General features: G+C 68.8%; 17 protein-coding genes. 10 read left to right on the top strand and 7 right to left on the bottom strand.

Going from position 1 to position 22,526, the window contains the following annotated elements:
- Positions 1–9: 9 nt before the first annotated feature.
- Positions 10–1,500: a hypothetical protein gene (locus BN159_RS16165; RefSeq protein ID WP_157901099.1), complete on the bottom strand. Its 1,491-nt coding sequence runs from the start codon at positions 1,498–1,500 to the stop codon at positions 10–12.
- Here BN159_RS16165 and BN159_RS16160 point away from each other — a divergent pair.
- Together BN159_RS16160 and BN159_RS16155 are read left to right on the top strand one after the other, a co-directional pair.
- Positions 1,491–2,591, top strand: a complete 1,101-nt coding sequence (locus tag BN159_RS16160) for a glycoside hydrolase family 18 protein (RefSeq protein ID WP_015658062.1) — start codon at positions 1,491–1,493, stop codon at positions 2,589–2,591. The two genes, BN159_RS16165 and BN159_RS16160, sit on opposite strands and share 10 nt — an antisense overlap.
- Before the next feature lie 90 nt (positions 2,592–2,681).
- Positions 2,682–3,605: a class I SAM-dependent methyltransferase gene (locus BN159_RS16155; protein ID WP_041819386.1), complete on the top strand. Its 924-nt coding sequence runs from the start codon at positions 2,682–2,684 to the stop codon at positions 3,603–3,605.
- Here the strand turns inward: BN159_RS16155 and BN159_RS16150 are convergent.
- The 4 genes from BN159_RS16150 to BN159_RS16135 are packed head-to-tail and all read right to left on the bottom strand — an operon-like array spanning position 3,597 to position 7,440.
- Entirely contained in the window at positions 3,597–4,367 is a 771-nt protein-coding gene (locus tag BN159_RS16150; protein WP_015658060.1) for a succinate dehydrogenase/fumarate reductase iron-sulfur subunit, read from the bottom strand. The genes BN159_RS16155 and BN159_RS16150 overlap by 9 nt on opposite strands.
- Positions 4,364–6,292 carry a fumarate reductase/succinate dehydrogenase flavoprotein subunit gene (locus BN159_RS16145; RefSeq protein WP_015658059.1) on the bottom strand — a complete coding sequence of 643 codons (1,929 nt, stop codon included), beginning with the start codon at positions 6,290–6,292 and terminating at the stop codon, positions 4,364–4,366. The genes BN159_RS16150 and BN159_RS16145 overlap by 4 nt, the downstream gene beginning before the upstream one ends.
- Positions 6,292–7,125 carry a hypothetical protein gene (locus BN159_RS16140; protein ID WP_015658058.1) on the bottom strand — a complete coding sequence of 278 codons (834 nt, stop codon included), beginning with the start codon at positions 7,123–7,125 and terminating at the stop codon, positions 6,292–6,294. Before BN159_RS16140 ends, BN159_RS16145 begins: the two co-directional genes overlap by 1 nt.
- Before the next feature lie 24 nt (positions 7,126–7,149).
- Positions 7,150–7,440, bottom strand: a complete 291-nt coding sequence (locus BN159_RS16135; RefSeq protein ID WP_015658057.1) for a hypothetical protein — start codon at positions 7,438–7,440, stop codon at positions 7,150–7,152.
- A gap of 285 nt (positions 7,441–7,725) precedes the next feature.
- Here BN159_RS16135 and BN159_RS16130 point away from each other — a divergent pair, with 285 nt between their 5' ends.
- The 8 genes from BN159_RS16130 (at position 7,726) to BN159_RS16095 (ending at position 20,136) form a co-directional block, all read left to right on the top strand.
- Positions 7,726–9,831, top strand: coding sequence for an ABC transporter family substrate-binding protein (locus tag BN159_RS16130; RefSeq protein ID WP_015658056.1), 2,106 nt, complete (start codon positions 7,726–7,728; stop codon positions 9,829–9,831).
- A gap of 160 nt (positions 9,832–9,991) precedes the next feature.
- Positions 9,992–11,899: a translational GTPase TypA gene (gene typA / locus BN159_RS16125; RefSeq protein WP_015658055.1), complete on the top strand. Its 1,908-nt coding sequence runs from the start codon at positions 9,992–9,994 to the stop codon at positions 11,897–11,899.
- Positions 11,900–12,540: 641 nt separating this feature from the next.
- Complete coding sequence (locus BN159_RS16120; RefSeq protein WP_015658054.1) at positions 12,541–13,575, top strand: ABC transporter permease; 1,035 nt, start codon at positions 12,541–12,543, stop codon at positions 13,573–13,575.
- A gap of 113 nt (positions 13,576–13,688) precedes the next feature.
- Positions 13,689–15,497, top strand: a complete 1,809-nt coding sequence (locus tag BN159_RS16115; protein WP_015658053.1) for an ABC transporter substrate-binding protein — start codon at positions 13,689–13,691, stop codon at positions 15,495–15,497.
- Between the two features lie 89 nt (positions 15,498–15,586).
- A complete protein-coding gene (locus BN159_RS16110) occupies positions 15,587–16,567 on the top strand; it encodes an ABC transporter permease (protein WP_015658052.1) in 981 nt (326 codons plus the stop codon).
- A 22-nt stretch (positions 16,568–16,589) separates the two neighbouring features.
- Complete coding sequence (locus tag BN159_RS16105; RefSeq protein WP_015658051.1) at positions 16,590–17,651, top strand: ABC transporter ATP-binding protein; 1,062 nt, start codon at positions 16,590–16,592, stop codon at positions 17,649–17,651.
- A gap of 17 nt (positions 17,652–17,668) precedes the next feature.
- Positions 17,669–18,805, top strand: a complete 1,137-nt coding sequence (locus BN159_RS16100) for an ABC transporter ATP-binding protein (RefSeq protein WP_015658050.1) — start codon at positions 17,669–17,671, stop codon at positions 18,803–18,805.
- Positions 18,806–18,870: 65 nt separating this feature from the next.
- Entirely contained in the window at positions 18,871–20,136 is a 1,266-nt protein-coding gene (locus BN159_RS16095) for an IS701 family transposase (protein WP_015658049.1), read from the top strand.
- A gap of 258 nt (positions 20,137–20,394) precedes the next feature.
- On the opposite strand, the gene BN159_RS16090 is transcribed toward BN159_RS16095, so the two are convergent.
- Together BN159_RS16090 and BN159_RS16085 are read right to left on the bottom strand one after the other, a co-directional pair.
- On the bottom strand, positions 20,395–21,441 hold the full coding sequence (locus tag BN159_RS16090) for an ABC transporter ATP-binding protein (protein ID WP_015658048.1): 1,047 nt from the start codon (positions 21,439–21,441) through the stop codon (positions 20,395–20,397).
- 26 nt (positions 21,442–21,467) lie between these two features.
- On the bottom strand, positions 21,468–22,505 hold the full coding sequence (locus tag BN159_RS16085; RefSeq protein WP_015658047.1) for an ABC transporter ATP-binding protein: 1,038 nt from the start codon (positions 22,503–22,505) through the stop codon (positions 21,468–21,470).
- Positions 22,506–22,526: the final 21 nt, after the last annotated feature.

Raw genomic sequence — 22,526 nt, 5'->3', positions numbered from 1 at the left:
CCGGTGATGTCAGCCGCGCCGCCCACACGTGCGCGGGCCCCCGAAGCTGGGGGATGTCTCGGGCTCGGGTTCGGCGCCCCGTAGGCGTATGTCCTGTTCCGCCAGTTCCCGGGCGCGGCGCGCCAGTGCGTCGGTGGTGAGGAGGTCGGTGAGGCCGGGGGTGGAAGTGAGCAGGCGCCGGGCCTCCGCGAGGCGGGTGCGCGGGGCGTAGCCGATCGCGCTTCGATGGGCGGCGATGTGATCCTCCGCCGCGGCGGAGGAAGCGCGCGCGACGAGCCACGCCGCCGCCGACACCACCCCGGCCCGCCCGTCGGCGACCGGCACGACACCCCGCACGATCCGCCGCAGCGCCTCGACCGGGTCGTACGGCCCCCTGGCCAGCTCTTCCCGTACGTCGGCCAGGACGCCGTCCGCGTGCCCCATCCGGACGTCCGGCGGCCCGCCGGGCACACCCCCGGCCCCCGCCCGCTCGCGCGCCCCGGCGATCTCCGCCTCGCCGCCGGTCAGAGCCGCCGGTACCAGCGCCGCGGCCGCGGCCAGGTCCTCCGCGAGCCGTTCGACGCCGTGGACGAGGATCTCGGCCCGGGCGATGGCGGCCTCCGCCGCGCGCAACCGCCCGATGGCCCGCTCGGTCGCGTCGAGGTCGGCGCCCTGCCGGGCCTCGTTGAGTCGCGAGGTGGCGAACACCAGCCGGTCCTTGGCCTGTTCGACGTACCCGGCGACGGGGGCGGTCGCCGCGGGCCCGTATTTCTTGTCCAGCTCGACGAGGGTCGCCCCCGCACCCCCGGTACGGGCGGTCAGTTCCCGAAACCGCCCCTCCGCCGCCTCCAGCGCCCCGCCCGGATCCCCTTCCAGCCCCCGCAGTTGATCGAACCCGGCAGCCTCCGCATCCAGCCGCCGCCCCGCCTCCTCGCACCGCCCGACGATCCCCGCGAGCACCTGCTGCCGCCCGGCGTCATCCTCCGGAAGCCCGTCGTCGAAGCGCTGCCGCATCCGAAACGCGGAAGCAAGCTCGGCCTCGGCCTCCCGAAGGGCCCGCGCGGCGGCCTCCATCCCCGGACGACCATCAGCGAAGGACAGCTCCTCCCGGCTCGTCCGCACCCAGTCGTCCGCCTCGACCAGCAGGGCCTGCGCCCGAGCGTCCAGCTCGCCGATCGCCGGGCCGGCGTCCGGGACGGGCTCACCGCCGGGTGTGGTCCGGGTTCGCGCCCGCCGGGAGCGGCGTACGTACGCGTATCCGGCGACCGCCACCGCTGCGACGGCCGCCACCAAAGGCAGCACCAGATCGCCCGCCGACGAGTCCTCCGGCGCATCCTGGGCGGCCGCACCGGCCACCGGTCCGTCCCCGCCGCCCGCAACCGGAGCCTCGGCCCCCGACGTCATCCCCGGCAGCACCAGCCACGCCACGGCGAACAGGACACCCACCACGGCATGCACCACCCGCACGGATATGTGCGCGGTGCCTCGCCGAGGCCGACCCCGGATCAAGGATGACGTCACATTTCGGAGCGTATGAGCAGGAAACCGTCGGCGCGACCGGGGTGGACCCGGAGGACGACGTACCCACGCGGTCGGGGCGGTGGCGGCTGTGGCGCCGTAGAGCCGGGCGGGTCGGGCTTGTCCTCGCCCTCGTGCTGCTGCTCCCCACCGTCACCGCCGCCCTCGCCCTCCGCCTGAACTACACCGGCGACCCGAAGGACGGCACCTACACCCGCGACCGCGACGCCGTCTGGCTCGGCCACGCCTGGGTGGACGGGCGGAAGAGGGACGCGGACGTCGACGCACTCGCCCGGCGACTGGCCGGCACCGGCATCCGGGACCTCTACGTCCACGCCGGGCCCCTGGAGCACGACGGGACGCTGCCGCGGAGCAGGTATCCGAGGGCCCGTTGGTTCATCGACGCGATGCATCGCGCGGCGCCCGGGGTAAGGGTCCAGGCATGGCTGGGGGACAAGCTCGCCAGTGAGGGGCCGGACGGGCTCCGCCTCGATGACGCGGGCAGCCGTGCTGCCGTCGTCGCGTCCACTCGGCAGATCCTCGGCGCCGGGTTCGACGGCGCCCACTTCGATCTCGAACCCCTGCACTCCGGTGACCGCGACTACCTCGCCCTCCTCGACGCCCTCCGCAAGGAGACCCGCGCCCGGGGCGTTCCGCTCTCCGTCGCCGCCCACCAGATCGACCCGCTCCCGGGCCTGCACTCGGTCGCCGGAACCCTCACCGGGCACCCCAAGTGGTGGTCGCAGAAGTTCTTCGGCGAGGTCGCCCGGCGGGTCGACCAGATCGCCGTGATGTCCTACGACACCGCCATGCCGCTGGAGAGCCTGTACGGCGGCTATGTCGCCCAGCAGACCTCGCTCGCCCTGGAGGTCGCCCCGCCCACCACCGACCTGCTGATCGGCCTGCCCTTCTTCCACGAGAGCGACATCGGGCACCACGAGTCCGCCGAGACAGTGTCAGCAGCCGTGCGCGGGACCCGCCTCGGTCTCTCCCGCACCGACCCGGACCGGGACCGCTTCGGCGTCGCCCTGTACGTCGACTTCGCGGCGAAGGAGAAGGACTGGACGGCTTACCGCGAGGGGTGGGTGCGGTGAACTCGGCGTGAAGCAGTCGTCATGCGTGCTTTAACTCCGCGCACCCTGCTGTTAGTTGTGGACCGGCTGTGAGCGACCTACGGTCCACGGATGCGAGCGTTAATCACCAGCAAGGCCGCCAGGCGCGCCCTGAGGCCGGTAGTGCAACTGATCGACCAGCGCATCGAACGCGAGGTGCGCCGGCACATCGAGATCACCTCGAAGGACACCCTCCAGAAGGAGTTGCGCACCCTGCGCAACCGTCAGCGCCCTCTGGAGCTCTTCTTCGACGGCACCGGCCGCGGCGCGTCCCGGCTGCCCTCGGCACCCCATCTCAGCCGCACCATCACGGAGTTGGTGGACACCACCAGCGTCGAGCGGGAGGCCGCCGAGCGCAATGTCGCCCAGGCCTTCCGGCTGCTGATCGCGATGGAGGCGCTCGGCGTCGGCCGGATCGCGGGCGGCACGATGAACATCGTCGGCAAGCTGTCCGCCGTACCGCTGCTCGATCCGCCGACCGACGAGGTCCTGGAGATCGGCACCCTGTACGGGATGTTCAGCGCGGCGCTCATCCGGATGCTGGAGCGCGCCGGACGGGCGCCGAGCCTGACCATCGTCGACCCGCTCGCCGGCACCCAGCTCCAGCCCGGCGCCACCATGGGCAACGACGCCTCCGGGACGCCCGTCAACCTCGCCGCCGTCCGCACCAATCTGGGCCTGGCCGGTCCGGCGGGTGCCGCCGCCCGGATCCAGCAGGGTTTCAGTGAGGACCCCGAGGTCCGGGCCAAGGTCGCCGATCGCCCCTACGGCGTCGTCATCGTCGACGGCGACCACTCCGCGGCCGGCGTCGCCGCCGACCTGGAGTGGGCCGAACAGATCGTCGCCCCGGGCGGGATCGTCGTACTCGACGACTTCGGGCATCCGAAGTGGCCCGGGATCAAGGAGGCGTTCGAGAAGCACATGACCACGGACACCCGGTTCAAGTTCCTGGGGCAGGTGGCCCACTCCGGGTATCTGCGCGCCAACTCAGACTGACCGCCTGCGGATCTTCGATCCCAGCCACACCAGGGGGTCGTACTTGCGGTCCACGGCCCGCTCCTTCAGCGGGATCAGCGCGTTGTCCGTGATCTTGATGCCTTCCGGGCAGACCTCCGTACAGCATTTGGTGATGTTGCAGTAGCCGAGACCGTGTTCGTCCTGGGCGGTGCTCTTGCGGTCCAGGCCGGACTCGGCGGCGGCGTCCAGCGGGTGCATGTCCAGCTCCGCCACCCGCATCAGGAAGCGCGGACCGGCGAACGCCTGCTTGTTCTCCTCGTGGTCGCGGACCACATGGCAGGTGTCCTGGCACAGGAAGCACTCGATGCACTTGCGGAACTCCTGCGAGCGGTCCACGTCCTCCTGCATCATCCGGTACTCACCCGGGCCGAGCTTCTCCGGCGGCACGAAGGCCGGGACCTCGCGCGCCTTGGTGTAGTTGAAGCCGACGTCGGTGACGAGATCCCGGACGACCGGGAAGGCGCGCAGGGGCGTCACGGTGATCGTCTCGGCACGGTCGAACACCGACATCCGCGTCATGCACATCAGCCGCGGCCGGCCGTTGATCTCCGCCGAGCACGAACCGCACTTGCCCGCCTTGCAGTTCCAGCGGACGGCGAGGTCGGGGGCCTGGGTGGCCTGGAGGCGGTGGATGATGTCGAGGACGACCTCCCCGTCGTTCACCTCGACCGCGAAATCCTCCAGACCGCCGCCCCCGACATCACCGCGCCACACCTTGAAGCGGGCCTCGTAGCTGCTCACTCGTACAGCTCCTCTTCGGCGAGGTACTTGACCAGCTCCTCCTTGTCGAAGAGGGCGAGCAGGTCCGGGCGGATGGGGTCGGTGGTCTCCCGGGTGAGGTCGATCTGGCCGCGCTCGGGATCGGTCGCCGCCAGACCACCCGTGGGGTCGGCCAGCCGGCACAGCAGATTGATGTTGCGCCAGACGCGCTCCATCGTCGGATGGTCCTCGCGGGTGTGGCCGCCGCGCGACTCGCTGCGCTCCAGGGCGGCCCGCGCCACGCACTCGCTGACCAGCAGCATGTTCCTGAGGTCCAGGGCCAGATGCCAGCCGGGGTTGAACTGCCGGTGCCCCTCGACCCCGGCCCTGCGGGCCCGTACCCGCAGCTCGCCCAGTTTCTCCAGCGCGTGCGCCATCTCGCCCTCGCGGCGGATGATGCCCACCAGGTCGTTCATGGTCTGCTGGAGTTCCTGATGGAGGCTGTACGGGTTCTCCGGCGCGGCCTCGTCGGGGCTCTCCGCGGAGAAGGGGCGCAGCGCCTCGGCCGCCGCGGTGTCGATCTGGACGTCGTCGACCTCGGGGCGTTCGAAGGCGAGGGCGGCGGTGTACTCGGCCGCGTGCCAGCCCGCCCGGCGCCCGAACACCAGGAGATCGGACAGGGAGTTGCCGCCGAGCCGGTTCGAGCCGTGCATCCCGCCCGCGACCTCACCGGCCGCGAAAAGCCCCGGCACCCCGCGCGCGGCGGCCGTGTCGGAGTCCACCGCGATCCCGCCCATCACGTAGTGACAGGTCGGCCCGACCTCCATCGCCTCCGCGGTGATGTCGACGTCCGCCAGCTCCTTGAACTGGTGATACATCGACGGCAGTCGGCGCTTGATCACCTCGGCGGGCATCCGCGTCGACACGTCCAGGAAGACCCCGCCGTGCGGGGAGCCGCGGCCCGCCTTCACCTCGGAGTTGATGGCGCGGGCCACCTCGTCGCGGGGGAGCAGTTCAGGGGGCCGCCGGTTGTTGTCCGGGTCGTCGTACCAGCGGTCGCCCTCCTCCTCGGACTCGGCGTACTTCTCCTTGAAGACGTCCGGGACGTAGTCGAACATGAACCGCTTGCCCTCGGAGTTCCTGAGCACCCCGCCGTCGCCGCGCACCGACTCGGTGACCAGGATGCCCTTCACCGACGGCGGCCAGACCATGCCGGTCGGGTGGAACTGCACGAACTCCATGTTGAGCAGCGGCGCTCCCGCGAGCAGCGCCAGCGCGTGGCCGTCGCCGGTGTACTCCCACGAGTTCGACGTCACCTTGAAGGACTTGCCGATGCCACCGGTGGCGATGACGACGGCGGGCGCTTCGAGGACGAAGAAACGGCCGGTTTCGCGGTCGTAGGCGAAGACGCCCGAGACCCGGGGGCCGTCCTTGAGGACCCGGGTGACCGTGCACTCCTGGAAGACCTTCAGGCGGGACTCGTAGTCGCCGGTCTCCTTGAAGTCCTGCTGCTGCAAGGAGACGATCTTCTGCTGGAGGGTGCGGATCAGTTCCAGGCCGGTGCGGTCACCGACATGCGCGAGCCGCGGATATTCATGGCCGCCGAAGTTGCGCTGGGAGATCTTCCCGTCCTTCGTACGGTCGAACAGGGCGCCCCAGGTCTCCAGTTCCCACACCCGGTCCGGGGCCTCCTGCGCGTGCAGCTCGGCCATCCGCCACTGGTTGAGGAACTTCCCGCCGCGCATGGTGTCGCGGAAGTGAACCTGCCAGCTGTCGTGTTCGTTGACGTTGGCCATCGCGGCCGCGATCCCGCCCTCGGCCATCACCGTGTGCGCCTTGCCGAACAGCGACTTGCAGATGACCGCCGTACGGGCGCCGCGCTCACGCGCCTCGATGGCGGCGCGCAGGCCCGCGCCGCCCGCGCCGATCACGACGACATCCCACTCCTGCCGGTCCACCACGGACATCAGAACAACCTCGGATCGTCGAAGGCACCGGACGCGAGAAGGAAGACGTAGAAGTCGGCGAGCGCCACGCTCACCAACGAGGACCAGGCGAGCAGCATGTGACGGGCGTTCAGCTTCCCGACCCACTGCCACATCCGGTAGCGCACGGGGTGCTTGGAGAAGTGCTTGAGCTTGCCGCCGACGATGTGCCTGCACGAGTGGCAGGAGATCGTGTACGCCCAGATCAGCACGATGTTGACGAGGAACACCAGGGTGCCGAGGCCCATGTGGCCCCACTCGTAGTGCTCGTCGCGGAAGGTCAGCACCGTGTCGTAGGTGAGGATTCCGGCGACCGGGATCGCGGCGTAGAAGAAGTACCGGTGGATGTTCTGGAGGATCAGCGGGAAGCGGGTCTCACCGGTGTACTTCTGGTGCGGCTCGGCGACCGCGCAGGCCGGGGGCGAGGCCCAGAAGCCCCGGTAGTAGGCCTTGCGGTAGTAGTAGCAGGTCAGCCGGAAGCCGAGCGGGAAGATCAGGATCAGGATGGCGGGGGAGATGCCCCACCAACTCCCGAAGATCTCCCAGTTGGGCCCGTTCTTCATCGGCTCGCAGTTCTCCGCGAGACACGGGGAGTAGAACGGCGAGACGTACGGCGCCGCGTAGTAGTCGGCGTTGGCGAAGGCGCGCCAGGTCGAGTACACGATGAACGCCAGCAGACCGGCCGCCGTGGCGGCGGGCGCCAGCCACCAGCGGTCGGTCCGCAGATGCGGGGCGGTGATCGCGGCGCGCGTACGGGTGTGTACGCCGCCGGACGGATGGGGGTCTGTGTCGGGGGGTTCCGTACCAGTGGCCAAGTCTGACTCCGGTCGGTTTCGGGTTCAGGGTGCTCGCCGGTCCCGGGCGCCGAGACCCTCGTCGTCGGTGTCGATCCACAGCGAGTCGTCGTACGGGGTGTCCGGGATCGTGACGAGATCCGGGCGCTTCTGCGGCGTGGTGGTGTTGGCCGCCGCCCGCAGCATGGCCACGCTCTCGCGCAGGTGATCGCAGTCGGTACGGACGCGGCGGATGTCCAGACCGCCGCTGCCGAGCTGCTGCTCCAGACGGCTCACCGACCGGTTCAGGTCGTCGAGGCACCGCTGGACTGACATCAGGTCGTCGTGCACGGACATGACGTGACCTCACTTCCGTCGGCCGTGCGGCCGTGGGTGGCAACGTTCATGCGCCTGCGAGTGTTGCGCGTCACACCTGTCGCTGTGAAGGGACGTGCACCGATTGGCCGAGGCGCGTAGGTGCATCCCTTGGTGCGTTGCGCCGCACGGGTGGGGTTCCCGGCGTCGCTCGCCGTGTCGCCCTCCGTTGCCGAACCCTTTCCTCTTCAGTGGCCGCATAGATGTGATCAGCTCCATATACCGCCAAACGTGATCATAACTCCCGCGGCTCCCGGAGGTAAGCGGATGTCCTACGACGGCCCTGCACCGCGTGCTGTGACGCGCTCGGTGCTCTTCCTCACCGCCGGCGCCCTGGCGCTGTCCGGCTGTGCCTCCAAGGACCCCGCGGGCCGGCCGCTCGCCGGGCAGGACATCGCCCCCGCCGCCCGTTCCCTGCTCGCCGACGGCGGCACCCTGCGCTGGGCCGTGGACACCGTGCCGGACACCCTGAACACCTTCCAGGCCGACGCCGACGCGACCACCACCCGGGTCGCGCAGGCCGTGCTGCCCTCGCTGTACCGCCTCGACGAGAACGGGCGGCCGGAGATCAACTCCGACTACCTGGAGTCGGCCAAGGTCGTCGAGACCGAGCCCAAGCAGGTCGTGCTGTACAAGCTGAACCAGCAGGCCGTCTGGAGCGACGGGCGGGAGATCGGCGCCGCCGACTTCGCGGCCCAGTGGCGGGCGCTGTCCGGCAAGGACTCGGCGTACTGGACCGCCCGCAACGCCGGGTACGAGCGCATCCAGCGCATCGAGCGGGGCGCCAACGACCTGGAGGTCAAGGTCACCTTCGCCCGCCCCTACGGGGACTGGCGCTCGCTGTTCTCCCCGCTGTACCCGAAGGACGTCATGGGCACCCCGGACTCCTTCAACGACGGCGCCCGGCGCAAGCTCAAGGTCACCGCCGGGCCCTTCGCCGTGCGGAAGATCGACCGCAAGGACGACGAGATCACCCTCGCCCGCAACCCTCGCTGGTGGGGCAGCCCGGCCAAGCTGAACGAGATCGTGCTGCGCGCGGTGCCGCGCGACGAACGGGCCCAGGCGCTGGCCGCCGGGACACTCGACCTGGCCGAGATCGACCCCGACACCGTCCGCCGCATCGGCCTGCCGCCCGCCCGCCACGGCGCCCAGGGCACGAGCACCCCGCGCAACAGCGGCACTCCGCTGTCCGGCCCCGAGGGCAAGCGGGCCGCCGAGCGGCCCAAGGCGCTGACGAAGTACGACCGCCGACAGCAGGCCCTGAAGAGCTTCGAGGTGCGCCGGTCGCTGGAGCCCGCCTTCACCCAGCTCGCTCTGAACGGCGCGGACGGCCCGCTCGCCGACGAACGGGTCCGCCGGGCGGTGGCGCGGGCACTGGACCGGGAGGAGCTCGCCAGGGTCGTGCTGAAGCCGCTGGGGCTGCCCGCCGAGCCCGTCGGCAGCCATCTGGCGCTGGCCGGACAGGCCGCCTACGCCGACAACAGCGGGGCCCTGGGCGACCAGGACACCGCGGAGGCCCAGGCGCTCCTCGCGGACGCCGGATGGGTGCCCGGCGGCCCGGTGAAGGAGAAGAAGGGCGAGAAGGCGGCGGGGGCGGAGAAGGAGCGGAAGAAGGGGGACAAGGACGAGTCCTCCGGCGAGGACGAGGGCACCTACATCGTCGGGGAGGACGACAAGGCGCCCGCGGAGGCGGACCGGGAGAAGAAGCGGCACGACCTGAAGCAGCAGGGCGGGGCGCAGGGCGCCTACGCGCCCAAGGGCACCGCGGCCCCCAAGAAGGACAGCGCGGGCGCCGCGGCCGGCGCGCTGGCGAAGGACGGCAAGGCGCTCACGCTCCGCTTCGTCCTGCCTTCGGGGTCGGGTTCTCAGACCCTGCGCACGGTCGCCGAGCGCATCCGCCGCATGCTCGACCGGGTCGGCATCCGCACCGAGCTGTCGAAGGTCGCGGACGAGAGCTACTTCAAGGACCACATCGCCTCCGGCGAGTACGACCTGGCCCTCTACTCCTGGCCCGCCTCCGCCTTCCCCGCCACCGACGCCCGCCCGATCTACGCCAAGCCGGTCCCGGCGGCGGACGGCTCCCTGAACGTGGAGCAGAACTACACCCGGGTCGGCACCGACCAGGTCGATCAACTGTTCGATCAGGCGCTCTCCACCCTGAACGAGTCCGAGAGCCGAGGGCTGATCCGCAAGGCGGACTCCCGGATCTGGGCGTCGGCCGGCTCCATCCCCCTCTACCAGCGCCCCCAGCTCACCGCGGCCAGGAAGAACCTGGCCAACACCGGCGCGTTCGGTTTCCGGACCCCGGTGTACGAGGACATGGGCTTCCTGAGGAAGGGCGCCCGCCCGGCCGCCGGACCGACCAAGAAGTAGCTCCCAAACCCACTCCTACCTGGGCAGAAGTAGCCCGGCGCGCCTCAGCTGCCCAGGCCCCGTACCATGGGGTGAGGCCGTGGCATGTCAAGCCCGGCAGGGCCCGCGTAACACAGATGTACGCGCAGGCCGTCCTCACACTCCGGGAGAACGCCGCAATATGGCCACGCGCCACGACATCCGTAACGTCGCTATCGTCGCCCACGTCGACCACGGCAAGACCACCATCGTCGACGGCATGCTGAAGCAGGCCGGCGCCTTCGCCGCGCACCAGCTCGACTCCGTCGACGACCGCATGATGGACTCGAACGACCTGGAGCGTGAGAAGGGCATCACGATCCTCGCCAAGAACACGGCGGTGAAGTACCACCCCAAGGACGGCGGCGAGCCGATCACGATCAACATCATCGACACCCCCGGCCACGCCGACTTCGGCGGTGAGGTCGAGCGCGGTCTGTCGATGGTCGACGGTGTCGTCCTCCTCGTGGACGCCTCCGAGGGCCCGCTTCCGCAGACCCGCTTCGTGCTGCGCAAGGCGCTCCAGCAGCGCCTGCCCGTGATTCTGTGCATCAACAAGACGGACCGCCCGGACTCCCGGATCGACGAGGTCGTCAACGAGACGTACGACCTCTTCCTCGACCTGGACGCCGACGAGGACCAGATCGAGTTCCCGATCGTCTACGCCTGCGGCCGGGACGGCGTCGCCTCGCTGACCAAGCCGGAGGACGGGACCGTTCCCGCGGACTCCACCAGCCTGGAGCCGTTCTTCTCGACGATCCTGGAGCACATCCCGGCCCCGAACTACGACGAGGCCGCCCCGCTCCAGGCGCACGTCACCAACCTGGACGCCGACAACTTCCTCGGCCGTATCGCGCTGCTCCGCGTCGAGCAGGGCGAGCTGCGCAAGGGCCAGACCGTCACGTGGATCAAGCGCGACGGGACCATGTCCAACGTCCGCATCACCGAGCTGCTGATGACCGAGGCGCTCACCCGCAAGCCCGCCGAGGTGGCCGGCCCCGGTGACATCTGCGCCGTCGCCGGTATCCCGGACATCATGATCGGTGAGACCCTCGCCGACACCGAGAACCCGATCGCCCTTCCGCTGATCACGGTCGACGAGCCCGCGATCTCCATGGTCATCGGTACCAACACCTCGCCGCTGGTCGGCCGTGGTGCCACCGGCAAGGGCGCGGACGCCAAGGCCGTGGTCAAGGACCGCAAGGTCACCGCCCGTCAGGTCAAGGACCGCCTGGACCGCGAGCTGATCGGTAACGTCTCCCTCCGCGTGCTCGACACCGAGCGCCCGGACGCCTGGGAGGTCCAGGGCCGTGGTGAGCTCGCGCTCGCCATCCTGGTCGAGCAGATGCGCCGCGAGGGCTTCGAGCTGACCATCGGCAAGCCCCAGGTCGTCACCAAGGAGGTCGACGGCAAGACCTACGAGCCCGTCGAGCGCATGACGATCGACGTGCCCGAGGAGCACATGGGCGCGGTCACGCAGCTCATGGGCGTCCGCAAGGGCCGGATGGACAACATGTCCAACCACGGCTCCGGCTGGGTCCGCATGGAGTTCGTGGTGCCCTCGCGCGGCCTGATCGGATTCCGGACGGAGTTCCTGACCCAGACCCGCGGCACCGGCATCGGCCACTCCATCCACGAGGGCTTCGAGCCCTGGTTCGGCACGCTCCAGACCCGCAACAACGGCTCGCTCGTCGCCGACCGCTCCGGTGCCGTCACCGCGTTCGCGATGACGAACCTCCAGGAGCGCGGCGTGCTGTTCACCGACCCCGGCACCGAGGTGTACGAGGGCATGATCGTCGGCGAGAACTCGCGCTCCGACGACATGGACGTGAACATCACCAAGGAGAAGAAGCTCACGAACATGCGGTCGTCCTCGGCCGACTCGTTCGAGGCGATCGTCCCGCCGCGCAAGCTCTCGCTGGAGCAGTCCCTGGAGTTCTGCCGCGACGACGAGTGCGTCGAGGTGACCCCGGAGGCCGTTCGCATCCGCAAGGTCGTGCTCGACCAGCGTGACCGCGCCCGCACCGCGAGCCGCGCCAAGCACGGCTGATCCTCCGGCATTTGAGCCCGGGTCCCCCCGATCATGGGGAGATCCGGGCTTTTTGCAACCCGTTTTCCGACCCCCTCCTGTCCGAAATGCGGAGATCCTCGCCCGATAGCCATGTAACACGTCCGTTTCGCGCCCTTCTTGAGGCGAACGCTTTGTCCAGATTTTGGAAGGTCTACGCGCCAGCTGTGACTGAATTGAGATTTAAAGACAGTGGTCGGTAGTTGGCACATGGCAGATAGTTAGCCGCGTAGCGCTCGGGTCAATGGGTCTCGCGCTGTGGGGACAGCGCCGGCTCACGAGCACCAGGGGGTGCCTGACCCTCCGTCAGGGGTGTCGGAGGAAAGGCATGTACCCCCTCCTGTCGGTGAACGCGTTGAGTCACTAGGAGGAACCCATGTGCGGTGTTGTGCACACCAAGTGGGTCATGCCGTCCGCAGTCGTCAATCCACGCGACGCGCGGGGCAGTTGCCGCTGAGGCGGCTGTCGGCGGGTTGAAGCCGCCGTTCAACTACGCGCGTCCGGCTGCGGATTTCCCGCACGCCTCGGGGTGCCCCGACGTTTCTCCATGATCCGATCCGCGACCACGCACACCCTGCGCCGGTCGTGGGTTCGGCACACCCACACCTGTGAACGGACGAACTGTGACAAGTCCTATCGACATTGAGGGCGGCGGGAGTTCGGTCGTCGTCGACGGCGAACCAGAGCCGAAGACGAAGCCCGAGGACGAGACACTCGTCGGCCGGTCACCCGGCCAGCTGATGTGGATCCGCTTCAAACGCGACCGCACCGGAGTGATCTCGGCCTACGTCGTCATCTTCTTCTTCCTGATCGGACTGCTCGCCCCGCTGATCGCCAAGCTGTACGGCAAGACCCCGTACACGGTCTACGCCGACGAGCGCCCCGAGCTGTTCGACAGCGCGGGTGTGCCGGTACAGCCCAACGGAGGCATCAGCGGCGAGTTCTGGTTCGGCCTCGAACCGGGCAACGGCTACGACGTCTTCACCAAGCTGATCTACGGCATCCGCAACTCCCTGGGCATCTCGCTCGCGGTGACCCTGGCCACCGTGCTGACCGGCATCGTCCTCGGCGTCGCGGCCGGCTACCTCGGTGGCAAGACCGACTACGTGATCAGCCGGGTGATCGACTTCCTGCTCGCCATCCCCTCCCAGCTCTTCTTCATCGCGAGCATGCCGGTCGTGGTCTCCCTGTTCGTCAGCCCGCGCGACGAGACCCCGGTCTACGTCCGGGTGGTGGCGCTGATCTCGGTGATGTGGGTGCTCGGCTGGATGAGCCTCGCGCGCATCCTGCGCGGCACCGCACTCGCCCTGCGAGAACGGGAGTTCATCGAGGCCGCCAAGGTCAGCGGAGCGCCACCGGGACGGATCATCCGCAAGGAGATCCTGCCCAACGTGGTCACCCCGATCCTGGTGCAGGCGACCTACATGCTGCCGAACTTCGTGACCGCCGAAGCCGGTCTTTCCTTCCTCGGAGTGGGGCTGGTCGAACCGACCCCTGACTGGGGCCAGATGTTCTCCAAGGCGGCCACCGAGCTCGTCATGCAGAACGACATCACCTACATGTTCTTCCCGGGCATCTCGATGATCGTCTTCATCGTGGCGTTCAACCTGCTCGGGGACTCGGTCCGGGACGCCTTCGATCCCAAGACGGCTCGCTGACCGACACGTTGAGGGGCGTCCTCGCCCGAACTCCGGCCGACGGCACGACTGTCGGCGGACAGCAATTCACTTCATCAGCACTGGTGAACGACAAGATGGGTGGGAATTGAGTGATGGGTAAGGGTGGACGCCACGCGTACGCCGCGGTCTCACTGCTCGCGGCGGGAGCTCTTGTGCTCACCGGTTGCAGCGAGGGCGGCAGTGAGGGCACGGGCAACGACAAGCAGGACAAGGAGAACGCCGAGCGGCAGCAGGCGGGCATCGAGTTCGGTGACGAGAAGGCGTCGACCGGCCCCGCCGCCGAAGTCCCCGGCGCCAAGCCGGGCGGCACGATCACCGTGCTCCAGCGCGACAGCTTCGCGCACCTGGACCCCGGACAGATCTACGTCTCCGACGAGATGGCCCTGTCGCAGCTGATCCACAGAGGGCTCACCGGCTACAAGGCCACCAGCGACGACGGCAAGGAGCACGAGGTCGTCGGCGACCTGGCCACCGACTCCGGTACCACCACGGACGGCGGCAAGACCTGGAAGTTCACGCTGAAGGACGGGATCAAGTGGGCCGACGGCTCCGCGATCACCTCCGCCGACGTGCGCCACACCTACGAGCGGCTGTTCGCGCCGTTCGTCTCCAACGGCCCGACGTTCCTTCAGCAGTGGCTCGCGGACACCCCGGGCGCGGAGTACCGCAAGCTCCTCAAGGACGGTCCGTACAAGGGCAAGCACCTGCCGGACTCCATCCTGGAGACTCCGGACGACAAAACGATCCTGTTCAAGTTCAAGTCGGCCAAGCCCGACCTGCCGTACGCGCTGGCCATGGCGGGCTACTCGATCGTCTCCGAGAAGAACGACACCAAGGAGAAGTACGACAAGGAGCCGATGACGGCCGGCCCGTACAAGATCCAGGAGTTCAAGTCCGGCAAGTCGATGGTCCTGGTGAAGAACACCAACTGGGACGCGAAGACCGACCCGATCCGGCACCAGTACGCCGACCAGTTCAACTTCCAGTTCAACAAGCAGTACGAGGACTCCACCAAGGCCATCCTCGACGACTCCGGCACCAACGCGACCGCGGTCAGCTTCAGCAACCAGGTCGACGCGGGCAACCTGTCCAAGGTGCTGAACGACACGGCGCTGGAATCCCGCCGGATCTCCGGCTACCAGCCGTACGTGGGTCAGATGAACGTGAACCTGACCCACCCGGAGATGCAGGACAAGACGGTCCGTGAGGCGATCGCCTACGCCCTGCCCATCACCCCGTTCGTGCGCGCCTTCGGCGGCACCGACGCGATGGAGGTCGCCGGCGGTCTGATCAGCCCGACCGTCACCGGCTTCGACCCCGGCTTCGACCCCTTCGGCAAGAAGAAGAAGCCCGCGGGTGACCCGGCGAAGGCCAAGGAACTGCTGGAGAAGGCCGGCAAGACGGGCCTGAAGCTCACCTTCGGCTACATCAACACCCCCGAGGGCCAGCAGTACTCCACCGCCATGGCGGCGGGCCTGGAGAAGGCCGGCTTCGACGTGCAGCGCCAGGAGATCCCGGCCGAGACGTACTACGACCAGGTCAGCAAGGTCGACAACAACTTCGACATCTACCACACCGCGTGGGGTGCCGACTGGCCGAGCGCCTCGACCGTCATCCCGCCGCTGTACGACGGCCGTCAGATCCAGGACGGCGCCTCGAACTACTCGCACATCAACGACCCGAAGGTCAACGCGGACATCGACAAGGCGTCCACCATCACCGACCCGGTGAAGGCCGCCGAGGCGTGGAACGCGATCAACGAGTACATCGTCAAGGACGTCGTCTCCAACATCCCGACGGCGTACTACAAGCAGACCCAGATCGCCGGCTCCAAGCTCGGTGGCCTGGTCTACGACGACGTCATCGGCGGCGTCGACCCGCGCCGGCTGTTCGTGAAGTAACCCCTTCCCGACCGCGTGCCCGGTGCGCCCCGTCCCGTGACGGGGCGCACCGCGCCGCACGGCCTTCGAGTCCGAAAGCTGCCACTGAGATGCTGCGCTTCCTCTTCCGCCGGATCCTCGGCTCGATCGTGATCCTGATCCTGCTGACCGTCGTCGCCTTCCTGCTCTTCTTCGGTATGCCCCGTGACCCGGCGCTGCTGATGTGCGGCAAGACGTGTACGCCCGAGGCACTGGAGAACATCCACACCACGCTCGGCATCGACAAGTCGATCCCCGAGCAGTTCTGGATCTTCCTTCAGGGCGTCTTCATGGGCCGCGACGACTTCAACCAAGGGCCCTGCCCCGCCCCCTGTTTCGGCTACTCGTACCACACCAACGAGGAGGTCTGGTCCACCCTGATGGACCGGCTGCCGCTGACCGCCTCGCTCGCGCTCGGCGCCACCGTGGTGTTCCTCTTCGTCGGCCTCGGCACCGGAATGATCGCCGCCTGGCGGCGCGGCACGCTGGTGGACAAGTCCTTCACCGCGGGCTCCATGGTGCTCAGTTCCATGCAGATCTACTTCCTGGGCCCGCTGGCCATGGCCGTGCTGGTGTACCAGACCCATCTCTTCGACGAACCCCGCTACACCGAACTCACCGCGGATCCGGTCGCCTGGTTCACCGGGCTGATCATCCCGTGGGTCGTGCTGTCCACGATCTTCGCCGCGCAGTACACCCGTATGGCGCGCTCCTCGATGATCGAACAGCTCCAGGAGGAACACGTCCGCACCGCCCGCGCCAAGGGCATGAGCAGACGCTATGTCTTCTTCCGGTACGCCTGGCGCGGCTCGCTCATCCCGATCGTCACCATCCTCGGTATCGACCTCTCCTCGATGCTGGGCGGCGCGATCATCACCGAGTACACCTTCGGACTGCCCGGACTCGGGCATCTGGCGGTGGAGTCGGTGCAGTTCAGCGACCTTCCGCTGCTGCTGGGCGTGATGTTGTTCGCCGCCACCATGATCCTGCTGTGCAACATCATCGTCGACGCCTTCTACGCCGTGATCGACCCGCGCGTGCGGCTGTCGTAGCCGCGCCCCTTAGGAGCACTTCGTGACCACTTTGACCAAGGAGGCCGGGGCGCCCGTCCCGGCCGGCGCGGGCGCGTTTCTCTCGGTGCGGGACCTGCATGTCAGCTTCCGGACCGAGGACGGCATCGTCCGGGCCGTGGACGGGCTCTCCTTCGACCTCGAACGCGGCCGCACCCTCGGCATCGTCGGGGAGTCGGGCTCGGGCAAGTCCGTCACCAACCTGACCATCCTCGGCCTGCACAACCCGATGTTCACCACCGTCGAGGGCGAGATCCTGCTGGAGGGTCAGGAGCTGACCACCGCGCGGGAGTCGGAGCTGGAGCGGCTGCGCGGCAACAAGGTCGCGATGATCTTCCAGGACCCGCTGACCGCGCTCTCCCCGTACTACACGGTGGGCCGGCAGATCGCCGAGCCGTACATGAAGCACCGCGGCGCCTCCAAGAAGGAGGCGTGGTCACGGGCCGTGGAGATGCTCGGCAAGGTCGGCATCCCCAACCCCAAGGAGCGGGCGAAGGACTATCCCCATCAGTTCTCCGGCGGTATGCGCCAGCGCGCGATGATCGCCATGGCCCTGGTCTGCGACCCGGACCTCCTGATCGCCGACGAACCGACCACGGCCTTGGACGTCACCGTCCAGGCACAGATCCTGGACCTCTTGAAGGACCTCCAGCAGGAGTTCGGCTCGGCGATCATCTTCATCACCCACGACCTCGGGGTCATCGCCGACATGGCCGACGACATCATGGTGATGTACGCGGGCGGCGCGATCGAGCGGGGCTCGGCCGCAGAGGTGCTCAGGGCGCCGCAACACCCGTACACCTGGGGCCTGCTGAACTCGATGCCGCGGATCAACTCGGACGTCGGCGCGCCGCTGGCGCCCATCCCGGGCTCCCCGCCCTCGCTGCTGAAGCCGCCCCCGGGCTGCCGGTTCCATCCGCGCTGCACCTTCCAGGACCGGGTGGGCGGCAGCCGCTGCGTCACCGAACGCCCGCTGCTGGCCCCTGACCGGGCCTCGGCCTGCCATCTGACGGCGGACCAGAAGCGGACCATCTTCATCGAAGAGATCAAGCCCCGGCTGGGCTGAGGCCAGGAGGACACGTCATGACAGAGGACCTCGTCCTCCCCGCTCCCCGGCAGGCCGCGACGGCCGGGGAGCCGCTGCTGAAAGTGGAGGGGCTGACCAAGCACTTCCCGGTCAAGGGCGGGTTTCCCATCCGCCGGACCGTCGGCGCCGTCCAGGCCGTGGACGGCATCGACCTGACCGTGAACGTCGGTGAGAGCTTCGGCCTGGTGGGGGAGTCGGGCTGCGGCAAGTCGACCACCGGCCGCCTCATCACCCGGCTGCTGGAGCCCACGTCGGGCTCGATCTCCTACCGGGGCCAGGACATCACCCACGCCAGCCGCAAGCAGTTGGCCCCGATCAGGTCCGAGATCCAGATGATCTTCCAGGACCCCTACTCCTCGCTCAACCCCCGCCAGACGGTCGGCAAGATCATCTCCAGTCCGATGGAGATCAACGGCATCGATCCGGACGGCGGCCGGGAGAAGCGGGTCCGTGAACTCCTGGAGATCGTGGGCCTCAACCCCGAGCACTACAACCGCTTCCCGCACGAGTTCTCCGGCGGCCAGCGCCAACGCATCGGCGTGGCCCGCGCGTTGGCTCTGGAACCGAAGCTGATCGTGGCGGACGAACCGGTGTCGGCCCTGGACGTCTCCATCCAGGCGCAGGTGGTCAACCTGCTCCAGGAGGTGCAGCGGGAACTCGGCATCGCGTTCCTGTTCATCGCCCACGACCTCGCCGTCGTACGGCACTTCTCGCAGCGCGTCGCGGTCATGTACCTCGGGAAGGTGATCGAGGTCGGCGACCGGGAGTCCATCTACACCCGTCCTCGCCACCCCTACACCCACGCCCTGCTCTCGGCGGTGCCCGAGGTGAACCTGGCGGACGAGTCCGCGTCGCCCCGGGAACGCATCCGGCTGGCCGGTGACGTACCGTCCCCGATCTCCCCACCGTCGGGCTGCCGCTTCCGCACCCGGTGCTGGAAGGCCCAGGACAAGTGCGCGACGGAGGAACCCCCGCTGATTCGCCTCTCCGGCAACCACGAGGGCCACCTGACGGCCTGCCACTTCCCGGAGGACCCGACGATCGAGGCACGGGACGAGGACATCGTGCTGGACCCGGCGCTGGCGGCGCTGGAGGAACAGCTCGAAGAGGATGGCGGTTCGACGACTTCCTAGTAGGGCTTGGTCAGGTCGGTTGTGGTGTTGCGTGTCCTGCTGGGCCGGTGTGGCGTTGAGAGTGTGTGACTCCGGACGAGATTGCGTTGGTGCGTGGTGAGTTGGAGACGTTCGCGGCGGAGGTGTTCGAGCCGTTTGCGCGCAGGGATCAGCGACGGTGGGGGCAGGTCTATCTGCGGGGGCTGCTGACCGACGGGCAGCGTAAATCGGTCGAGCCGATGGCCGCCCGCCTGGGTGAGGACGGGAACCGGCAGGCACTGGCCAACTTCATCACCACCAGTCCCTGGGACCCGGCACACATCCGGGCCCAGCTCGCCTGGCGGATGGAGGAGAGGATCGGGCCCGACGCCTTCGTCTTCGACGACACAGGGTTCCTCAAGGACGGGACTGCCTCGGCGTGTGTGTCGCGGCAGTACACCGGCACGGCCGGCAAGGTCACCAATTGCCAGGTCGGCGTCTCCCTCCACCTCGCGTCCGACCACGCCTCGGCGGCGGTCAACTGGCGGTTGTTCCTGCCCCAGAGCTGGGATCCCGCCTCGCCGAAGGCCGATGCGGACAAGGTCGCCCGCCGCACAGCCTGCGGTATCCCGGACGATGTCGGGCATGTGGAGAAGTGGCAGCTGGCCCTGGATATGCTCGACGAGACCCGCTCCTGGGGCATCGAGGTGCCGCTGGCCGTCGCGGACGCCGGATACGGTGACGCCGCCGCGTTCCGGAACGGACTGCAGGAACGCGGCCTGAACTACGTGGTGGGCATCTCCACCACGCTGTCTGCCCAGCCCGCCGACGCGGTGCCGGTGGCCGAACCGCACTCCGGGTCCGGACGCCCGCCGGTGGCGAAGTATCCCGACAAGCCGCGGCCGGTGAAGGAGCTGGTCATCGCGGCGGGCCGGAAGGCGGCCCGGCCGGTGCAGTGGCGGGAGGGCTCCCGGCCCGGCACCGGCCGCTCCGGCCGCAAGCGGATGTACTCCCGCTTCGTGGCGCTGCGGATCCGGTCCGCCGGACGCGAGGTCCGCCAGCACGTCGACGGCCCGGAACTGCCTGTGTGCTGGCTGCTGGCCGAATGGCCGGCCGGCGAGAGCGAGCCGGTGCAGTACTGGCTGTCCGACCTGCCCTCCGGCATGCCCCTGACCACACTGGTCCGCCTCGCCAAACTCCGCTGGCGCATCGAGCACGACTACCGGGAGATGAAACAGGCCCTGGGACTCGCCCACTTCGAGGGCCGGACCTGGAACGGATGGCACCACCACGTCACCCTCGTCTCCGTCGCGCACGCCTTCTGCACGCTGCAACGACTGGCCCGGACCCCAAAAGAAGCAGCGCCGGCCTGAGCCTCTACCAAGTCGTCCGCGAGCTACAGACACTCCTCGCCCTTTGGGCCGGCGCCTGCCCCACCTGCCACCGGGACATACCCACACCCATACGAACCTGACCAAGCCCTACTAGGGCAACGAACAACAGGTAACGGAAGAGGGCCCGTGCCGGGGAGGCACGGGCCCTCGCTCCCCTGGGAGCGGACACTCATGGGCTCGGGTCAATGGGCCGGTGAAAGTCCGTTCCAAGGGCGGCGCCTGACGAAAAGGGGTGTGTCAGGACGCCACCTCAGGGTCCTTGGAGAGACGGGGAGCCGGAATGGTTCCCTCCATCTCCGGGTAGTGGCAGGCGGTCAGGTGGCCCGGCTTGTTGCCCTCGACCTGGACCAGCGGCGGCGCCTCGGTGGCGCACTTCTCCGTCGCCTTCCAGCAGCGGGTGCGGAAGCGGCAGCCGGAGGGCGGGTTGATCGGGGAGGGCACGTCGCCGGTCAGGCGGATGCGCTCGCGGGCGGGCGTGTCGTCCACCGTCGCTTCGGGGACGGCGGACAGCAGGGCCCGCGTGTAGGGGTGGCGCGGGTTGTCGTACAGGTCATCGCGGTCGGCGATCTCGACGATCTTACCCAGGTACATGACCGCGACGCGCTGCGAGAAGTGCCGTACGACGGCGAGGTCGTGGGCGATGAAGACGAACGCGATGCCGAGTTCCCGCTGCACCTTCTGGAGCAGGTTCACTACCTGGGCCTGGATCGAGACGTCGAGCGCGGAGACCGGCTCGTCGGCGACGATCAGCTTGGGCTCCAGGGCGAGCGCGCGGGCGACGCCGATGCGCTGACGCTGGCCGCCGGAGAACTCGTGCGGGAAGCGGTTGTAGTGCTCGGGGTTCAGACCGACGATCTCCAGGAGTTCGCGCACGCGCTTCTCGCGGCCGCCCTCCGGGTTGATGCCGTTGATCTCCATCGGACCCGAGATGATCTTGCCGACCGTGTGCCGCGGGTTCAGCGAGGCGTACGGGTCCTGGAAGATCATCTGGATCTCGGAGCGGACCGGCGCCAACTGCTTGCGGTTGGCGTGGGTGATGTCCTGCCCGCGGTAGGAGATCGTGCCCGCCGTGGGCTCCAGCAGGCGGGTGATGAGGCGACCCGTCGTCGACTTGCCGCAGCCCGACTCGCCGACCAGACCGAGGCTCTCACCCTCGTTGACCTGGAAGTCGAGCCCGTCGACGGCCTGGACGGCGCCGACGGTGCGACGGATCGGGAAACCGCCCTTGATCGGGAAGTGTTTGGTCAGCCCGGAGACGTCCAGGAGGGGGGAGGTGTTGCTCATGGTGGTGAAATCCCGTCTCTTGTACGTCAGTTGGCCGCGCTGCCGGCCAGGTCGGTGAAGAAGTCGCGGCGCTGCTCGTCGGTCAGGTGGCAGGCGGAGCCACGGCCGTCGACGATCTCCAGGAGCGGCCGCTCGGACGAGCACAGCCCGCCCTCGACCTTCTCGGTGAAGGCGCATCGCGGGTGGAAGCGGCAGCCCGACGGCGGGTTCAGCAGCGACGGCGGCGCACCCGGGATCGGGTTGAGGGGCACGTCGACCGGGTGGTCCAGGCTCGGCATGGAGCCGAGCAGGCCCCAGGTGTAGGGGTGCTGAGGGTTGCTCAGCACCTCCTTCTTGGTGCCGCGCTCCACACAGCGCCCGCCGTACATCACCAGCACGTCGTCGGCGATGTCGGCGATCACGCCCAGGTCGTGCGTGATGAAGATGATCGCGGTGCCGAACTCCCGCTGGAGGTCCTTGAGCAGGTCCATGATCTGGGCCTGCACGGTCACGTCCAGTGCGGTGGTCGGCTCGTCGGCGATCAGCAGCTCGGGGTCGCAGACCAGGGCCATGGCGATCATCGCGCGCTGGCGCATACCGCCGGAGAACTGGTGCGGGTAGTCGTCCACCCGCACCTCCGGCTGCGGGATGCCGACCCGGGTCAGCATCTCGATCGCCCGCGCCCGCGCCTGCTGCTTGGAGCAGCCCGTGTGCTTGCGGTACGTCTCGCCGATCTGCTTGCCGATGGTGTGGTACGGCGACAGCGAGGTCAGCGCGTCCTGGAAGATCATCGACATCTTGTTGCCGCGGAGCTTCTCCAGGGTCTTCTCCGGCGCCCCGTTCAGCTCCTGGCCGTCGAGGGTGATCGAGCCCTCGACCTTGGTGCTGTCCGGGTTGTGCAGACCCAGGATGGTCAGGTTGGTGACCGACTTGCCGGACCCCGACTCACCCACGATGCCCAGCGTCTTGCCGCGTACGAGGTCGAAGGACAGACCGTCGACGGCCTTGACGATGCCGTCCTCGGTCGAGAAGTGCACCTTCAGGTCCTTGATGGACAGGAAGGGCTGCTGTTCGGTGCTCGTCACGGGGACGCTCCAGGAGGGGTG

It is taken from the genome of Streptomyces davaonensis JCM 4913 (assembly GCF_000349325.1).
GTDB lineage: Bacteria > Actinomycetota > Actinomycetes > Streptomycetales > Streptomycetaceae > Streptomyces > Streptomyces davaonensis.
Note: the sequence above shows the minus strand (reverse complement) of the source record. Positions and strands in the feature narration are given on the sequence as shown.